General features: G+C 67.0%; 4 protein-coding genes and 1 pseudogene. 4 read left to right on the forward strand and 1 reads right to left on the reverse strand.

What is annotated here, in order from left to right:
• From VN779_RS06625 to VN779_RS06635, 3 genes and pseudogenes are all read left to right on the forward strand, one after another.
• Positions 1 to 203: pseudogene (locus tag VN779_RS06625) on the forward strand (epimerase); the annotation flags it as partial.
• Positions 204 to 687: 484 nt separating this feature from the next.
• Positions 688 to 2181 carry an alkaline phosphatase family protein gene (locus VN779_RS06630; protein ID WP_414639598.1) on the forward strand — a complete coding sequence of 498 codons (1494 nt, stop codon included), beginning with the start codon at positions 688 to 690 and terminating at the stop codon, positions 2179 to 2181.
• A 42-nt stretch (positions 2182 to 2223) separates the two neighbouring features.
• Entirely contained in the window at positions 2224 to 3432 is a 1209-nt protein-coding gene (locus VN779_RS06635; protein WP_325721202.1) for a glycosyltransferase, read from the forward strand.
• Between the two features lie 37 nt (positions 3433 to 3469).
• Here VN779_RS06635 and VN779_RS06640 read toward each other — a convergent pair whose 3' ends face one another.
• A complete protein-coding gene (locus tag VN779_RS06640; protein ID WP_325721204.1) occupies positions 3470 to 5092 on the reverse strand; it encodes an FAD-binding oxidoreductase in 1623 nt (540 codons plus the stop codon).
• A 354-nt stretch (positions 5093 to 5446) separates the two neighbouring features.
• On the opposite strand from VN779_RS06640, the gene VN779_RS06645 reads away from it, so the two are divergent.
• On the forward strand, positions 5447 to 6649 hold the full coding sequence (locus tag VN779_RS06645; protein ID WP_325721206.1) for a phosphopyruvate hydratase: 1203 nt from the start codon (positions 5447 to 5449) through the stop codon (positions 6647 to 6649).
• Positions 6650 to 6751 lie beyond the last annotated feature (102 nt).

Below are 6751 nucleotides of genomic sequence, written 5' to 3' on the forward strand. Positions count from 1 at the left end.
TGCTAGAGGAGCACGAAGAGCAGACCCTCAAGATCGGTGGGGTGGTCGTCCGCTACGGCCAGCTGTACGGACCGGACACCTTCTACGAGGCGACGCTCCCCTCGCACCCGCGCATTCACGTCGATGCCGCGGCGCGCGAGACCGTCCCACTTATCACGGCCGCATCGGGCGTCGTGGTGTTGGCTGAGGGCAGCGAGGATTAGCTCAGTTGTTCGATCCACAGTGTGCATATCTCCTGTGGATAACTCCGTCATCGGCAGTTATGCACTGTTGAGGGGTGCACAACTATCGAACGGGCGCGCGAGAGAGCACGCATCGCTGTGCGCGCTGATTCGGGAGAATCGTCCCACGGCTTCGCAAACAGCAGGATAAGGCTGAAGAAATCCTGATGTACGTTCCCGTGTGGCCGTTGCCTCCGGGGCGATCCTGTCGCACCGTGTCCGAGGCGGCACATCCACAAGATGAGTGGTCTGACTCGCTGCGAGCCGGCCGCGCCGCTTCGGACACCGGAAACCGACGCGTACCCACCGCCCCGGAGGAGATCCCGTGCCCCTGCGCACCCAAACGTCCCGGCTCAGGACCGCGATCGCGGCCCTCGCCCCGATCGCCGCGCTGGTCGCCCCGCTGACCGCGAGCGCCCCGGCGCACGCCGCGGCCGCACTGCCCAAACCCGATCACCTCGTCGTCGTGATCGAGGAGAACCACTCCTACTCCGACATCATCGCAAGCTCGTCAGCCCCCTACATCAACTCGCTCGCGTCGCAAGGCGCGAGCTTCACCCAGTCGTTCGCGGTCGCCCACCCGAGCGAACCCAACTACCTCGCGTTGTTCGCGGGCAGCACCGAAGGGCTGTCCTCGGACAGCTGCCCGCACACCTACTCCACGGCGAACCTCGGCAGCGAGCTGATCGCCGCCGGGCTCACCTTCACCGGCTACTCCGAGTCGATGCCGTCGGACGGCTACACCGGCTGCACCTCTGGCGAGTACGCGCGCAAGCACAACCCGTGGGTGAACTTCACCAACGTGCCGAGCGCGGCCAACCGCACCTTCGCGGCCTTCCCGACCAACTTCGCCGCGCTGCCCACGGTCTCGATCGTTGTGCCGAACCTGCTCGACGACATGCACGACGGCACGGTCGCGCAGGGCGACACTTGGCTGCGCAACAACATCGACGCCTACGCGCAGTGGGCCAAGACGCATAACAGCGATCTGATCGTCACCTGGGACGAGGACGACAACAGCAGCAACAACCAGATCCCGACGATCGCGGTCGGCGCGCACGTAAAGTCCGGCGCGTACAGCGAGACGATCAACCACTACAACGTGCTGCGCACCATCGAGGACTTCTACAACCTTGGCTACGCCGGCTCCAGCTCGTCCGCGACGCCGATCACGGATGCGTTCACCGGCGGTTCGACGCAGAACACGGTGACGGTCACCAATCCCGGAAGCCAGTCGGGGACGGTCGGCACTGCGGCCAACCTACCGATCCAGGCCGCTGACTCCGCGTCCGGCCAGACGCTGACCTACAGCGCGGCAGGACTTCCGGCCGGGCTGTCGATCAATGCATCCTCCGGCTTGATCTCAGGCACTCCGACCGCCGCGGGCAGCTCATCGGTGACCGTCTCGGCTATGGACAGCACGGGCGCGACCGGCTCGGCTTCCTTCACCTGGACGATCAGCCCATCCTCCGGCGGGGGTGGGTGCACGGCGGCGCAACTGCTGGGCAACCCGGGCTTCGAAACCGGATCAGCCGCGCCGTGGACTTCGTCGTCCGGAGTGGTGAGCAACGACTCGTCGGAGCCGCCGCACGGCGGTTCGTATGATGCGTGGTTGGACGGATACGGCAGCACGCACACGGACACGCTCGCGCAGGCGGTAACCCTGCCGGCCGGTTGCTCGACGTACGGCTTCAGCTTCTATCTGCACATCGACACCGCGGAGACGAGTACCAGTACGGCCGCCGACAAGCTGAGCGTGCAGGTGCTAAGCAGCTCCGGCACCGTATTGGCGACGTTGGCCACGTACTCCAACCTCGATCAGAACACGGGCTACACCCAGCGCAACTTCAGCCTGTCCAGCTATGCCGGACAGAACATCACCCTCAAGTTCACCGGCACCGAGAACAGTTCTCGGCAGACCTCCTTCGTAGTCGACGACACGGCACTCAACGTCAGCTGAATCTAGGCGCGACCGCAGCCCGGTCCGTGCCAGGCTTGGGCCGTGACTGTGCTCGTCTTCGCCTGCGTGGCCTTGTTGTCGCTGGCCACTTGGCTGTTTCTCCTGCTCGCGCATGGCAGGTACTGGCTTGCCGACCAGTACCTGCCTGCCGAGCCGGACGCTGTTCAGGCAGGCGACCGCGATTGGCCGGATGTGGCGGCGGTCGTACCGGCGCGTGACGAAGCAGACATGTTGCCGCTGACCCTGCCGACGCTGCTCGCGCAGGACTACCCGGGCAGATTCTCGGTCGTGCTCGTCGACGACGCGAGCAGCGATGGCACTGCCGAGGTAGCCGAAAAGATCGCCGCCGCGCACTCCGGTCACACGCTGCGAATCGTGCGCAGCGAAGGTCCGCCGCCAGGTTGGGCAGGCAAGGTTGCGGCGATGAGGCGTGGCTTCGAGGCGTCCGGGATAGCCGAGTCGAACCCGCCCGAATATGTGCTTTTCACCGATGCCGACATCGCGCACCCGGTTGACAGCGTCCGACGGTTGGTGGCCTTTGGCGAGACCCGCGAGTTGGATCTGGTGTCGCTCATGGCTCGCCTGCGCACTGATACCGCGGCGGAGCGCGCGATCGTGCCTGCGTTCGTGTACAGCTTCGCGCAGCTTTACCCGTTCCCCCGCGTGAACCGGCCAAGGAGCCGCACGGCTGCGGCCGCCGGGGGATGCATGCTTGTGCGTTGCAGCGCGCTGATCGAGGCGGGTGGACTAGAACAGATCGCGGGCGCGCGGATCGACGACGTCGCCTTGGGAACGCTGCTGAAGCGGCGCGCCGGGCGCGGCCGGACCTGGCTCGGACTAACCACCGACGTGCGCAGCGTCAGGCCCTATCCTCGCTTCTCAGACCTCTGGGACATGATCGCCCGCAGCGCGTACACACAGCTGCGCTATTCGCCGTATCTGCTTGCCGGGACTTTGCTCGGCCTCCTGATCATGTACGCGGTGCCGCCGATCGTCGGGCTCGTGTTCCTAGGAATTGCCGTCGCCGGAGGAAGCACCCTTGCTGCTGTCACAGCCGGCGCGGCTCTCGCAGCGTGGGGACTGCTCTCCCTGAGCTACCTGCCGACGCTGCGCCTCTACCGCTTACGCAGCTGGCGCGCACCCTTACTGCCTGCGGTGATGATGCTGTACGGCGCGATGACCTTCGACTCGGCGCGGCGGCACCATCGCGGCAACGGCGGTAATTGGAAGGGCAGAGTGGAGGAAAGCTGAGCGTGCCAGGTGCCTGGCGGTGATCATGCGGCCCTGATTACGCGCCGCCGATGCCTTGCGGCAGGTTGAAAATATGCCCGGGGTCGTATTTCTCCCGGACCTGGACCAGCCGCGCGTAGTTCGCGCCGTAGTAAGCCTGCTGCCAGTCGGTCAGCTCCGGATCGAGGTAGTTCTGATACGCCTGGCCGCTCGCGTAGGGCGTCATCGTGTGATGGAAGCCGCGCAGCCAGTTCTGCTGCGCGCTGGTCTGCGTCGTCGTCGCACCGTCGGCCCAAGTCGTGGTGAACTGCCCGACGAACAGTGCGTCGCGGTGCACAAAAGCCGTGGCGTCTGCCGCGACCCGGTTCACCGCTCCGCCGAGCGCGTCGAAGGCCACGCCGCCCTGACCGCCGCCGCCATAGCTTTGCCGCTGCTCGACCGCCGCGATGATCGCCGAAATCGCGGACGGGGAAAGCGGCCGGGTGAAAATGTGCGACTTCGCGAACTCGGACTCCCGCGACAAGGTGCCGGCCGAGCTCTGCCAGGGCAGATGGCACTGCGCCGTGCTCAGCTGCGCGCAACCGGCCTCGATCATCATCGCGTGCGCGTGGGAACTGACGAACGGCGAGCCGTGCGGCGCCGAACCGACTTGATCGACAAGCCGGCTGATCTGCTCTTGCGCGCCGCTGAGCGAACCCAGATACGTCCCGCCGACTTGGATCGTCGGCGTATCGCCCGAGCCTGGAGCGCTGCTGAGCGCGTGCAGGTTCGACCACAGCTCATCCGGGGCGTTCGGGGCCCAGGCCTGCCAAGCGGTGATGACCTTCGATGCCTGTGACCAGGGCCAGTTGAGGAAGAACAGCACCATCTGCTGCGTCGGGTGCGTGGTGAACGTGAATGCGGTCACCACCCCGAAATTGCCGCCGCCGCCACCGCGGCAGGCCCAGAACAGGTCAGCGTTCTGGTTGGCGTCGCACTCCCGGACCGTCCCGTCCGGCGTGACCATCTGTACCGAGCGCAAGTTGTCGCTCATCGTGCCATACGCCCGCGTGACCACGCCGATGCCGCCGCCGAGCGTGAGCCCTGCGACGCCGACGGTTGGGCACGAGCCGCCCGGAACGGTTACGCCGTGTGCGTCGAGGCCCGCATAAAGATCGACGAGGCGCGTTCCCGCACCAATGCGTGCGGTACCAGAGCCGACCTGCGTGACCGTATTCATCCGTGTGACGTCGATGACCAAGCCCTGGCCGCTTGAGTAACCGGCATAGCTATGGCCGCCCGAACGCGGCGTGACCGCCACGGCGAAGCGGCGTACGAATGCCAGGCACTCGGCCACATCAGCCGGGTTCTCGCAGAACGCGATCCCGGCTGGCCGCAGCCCGTCGAAGCGGGGATCGAACAGCAGCCGCGCGGTGCCATAGTCAGAATCACCCGGACGGACCAGGTGGCCGGCCAGCCCCCGGCCGAGTGCGGACCAGTCTGCGGCTGAGGCGGCAGCACGCGGCGACGCGGCAGTACTCGCGCTCGCGGTCGATCCGGAACTTCTGGCCCCGGTCGCGGGCGCGGCGCTGGAATTGCCATGAGTAGCGCCCGAACTGCCGCCGCAAGCCGCGGCCGCGCCACCCACTACGCCCCCAGCCGCCAATGCTGAGGCAGCGCGTACGAATCCACGTCGGTCCATCACAGCAGCATCGCACCCTGCCGCTGCGCCGTGATCATTTTCTGGCGAACGACTCACTCGGTCCTCCCGCGTCGGCAGAGTTCGAACTCGGTGATCAACCCGTACTCGGTGATCAAGGCAAGTCAATGATCAACAGTGTTCTGCCGCGCGGCGACGCGGTATATAACAAGAGACTTGGCTAGGGGGTAGCAGGTTGCGACTTTGTTTCGCCTCGGCAACAGCTCTGAGCAGCGCCAGGCGCCACACCCGCTGGAATTGCCGCCGTTGATAATCCGGCCCCTTCGGGCCATTCCCCTATCGGCGGGTGCTGGCTATCGTGACGACTTGGGCAATAGCACCAAATAGGGGGAGAACATGGCAGTACCCACTAAGTCGGTGCGCGTCAAAGACGTGCACGCAGTGGAGATCATCGATTCAGACGGACTTCCCGCACTCGAGGTGCGGATGACGCTGGCCGGCGGCGCCACCGGATCGGCTTGCGTGCCTTTCGGCGCGAACCCTCCCGCCGAACTGGCCGGGATTCTCGACGCCGCGGTGCTCGAACTCGGCGACGCCGCGTTCGACGGGCTGGCAGACCTCGACGGCGCGCTCGGCAAGCTCGCCGATTCCGGGATCGAACCGCGCCCGGGGCCGGACGCGTTGCGCGGGGTGTCGATCGCGGCGGCGCGCGCGTTGGCCGCACGGCAGGAGGTGCCGTTGTGGCAGCTCCTCGCGCTTCCGGGGACCGAGCAGCGGTTGCCGGTGCCGCAGTTCACTGTGGTCAACGGGGGTAGCCGGGCGGCGACCGCGCTGGACTTCGAGGAGTTCATGATCGTGCCGATAGGGGCGCCCAGCATGCGCGACGCGGTGCGTGCCGCGGCGCGGTTGCGCGCCAGGTTGCGCGCGCAGCTGATCGGGTCCGCGTTGGGCAGCGAGGTCGGCGAGGACGGCGGGTTCACTCCCGCGATCGAATGGCCGGAGCGGGTGCTTGAACTCATCGCCGAGACGATCGCGGACGCGGGTTACGCGCTCGGAGCCGACGGGGTGGCGCTGGCATTGCGTGTCGCCGCCTCCGGATTCCGGCACGACGGCGGCTACCGGATGGCCGGGGAGTGGCTCAGCAGCGCGGACATGGTCGCGCGATACGAGGAGATGATCGCCGACTTCCCGCTGTGCAGCATCGAGGACGCGTTGGCCCAGGATGACTGGGACGGCTGGGCCGAACTGACCCGCCGGCTCGGCGACCGGGTGCAGCTCGTGGGCGGAGACGTGTTCGCCACCGACCCGGAACTGATCGCGGCGGAAAGCCGCAGCGTGGCCAACGCCGCGCTGATCAAGGTCGCCGAGTTCGGCACGGTGACCGAGATCCTCAACGCGATGCGCGCTTGCCGTGCGGCCGGATACGCGCAGGTTCTCGCGCACCGGGGGGCGACCAGCGACGCCTTCGTCGCGGACCTGGCGGTGGGCGCAGGCTGCGGACAGCTGAGGGCCGGCGCGCCGACGCGTGGCGAGCGCGTGGCGAACTACAACCGACTGATCGAGATCGAGGCGGAAGACCAGCTGCCGTACCGCATCTGACCGCGTCGTCGAAGCCGCAGCGCATAGTTCCAAAACACGCGTTAGTCGAGACGGTCCGTCTCGCGCCGGTCTTCGCTCCACCGCGTCCGCAACGCTTCTGAC

It is taken from the genome of Actinocrinis sp. (genome assembly GCF_035605935.1).
Taxonomy (GTDB): domain Bacteria; phylum Actinomycetota; class Actinomycetes; order Streptomycetales; family Catenulisporaceae; genus Actinocrinis.

Coding starts and splice junctions, on each gene's coding strand:
- VN779_RS06640 (WP_325721204.1), bottom strand. CDS start 5,092: ATGGACCGACGTGGATTCGTACGCGCTGCCTCAGCATTGGCGGCTGGG.
- VN779_RS06645 (WP_325721206.1), top strand. CDS start 5,447: ATGGCAGTACCCACTAAGTCGGTGCGCGTCAAAGACGTGCACGCAGTG.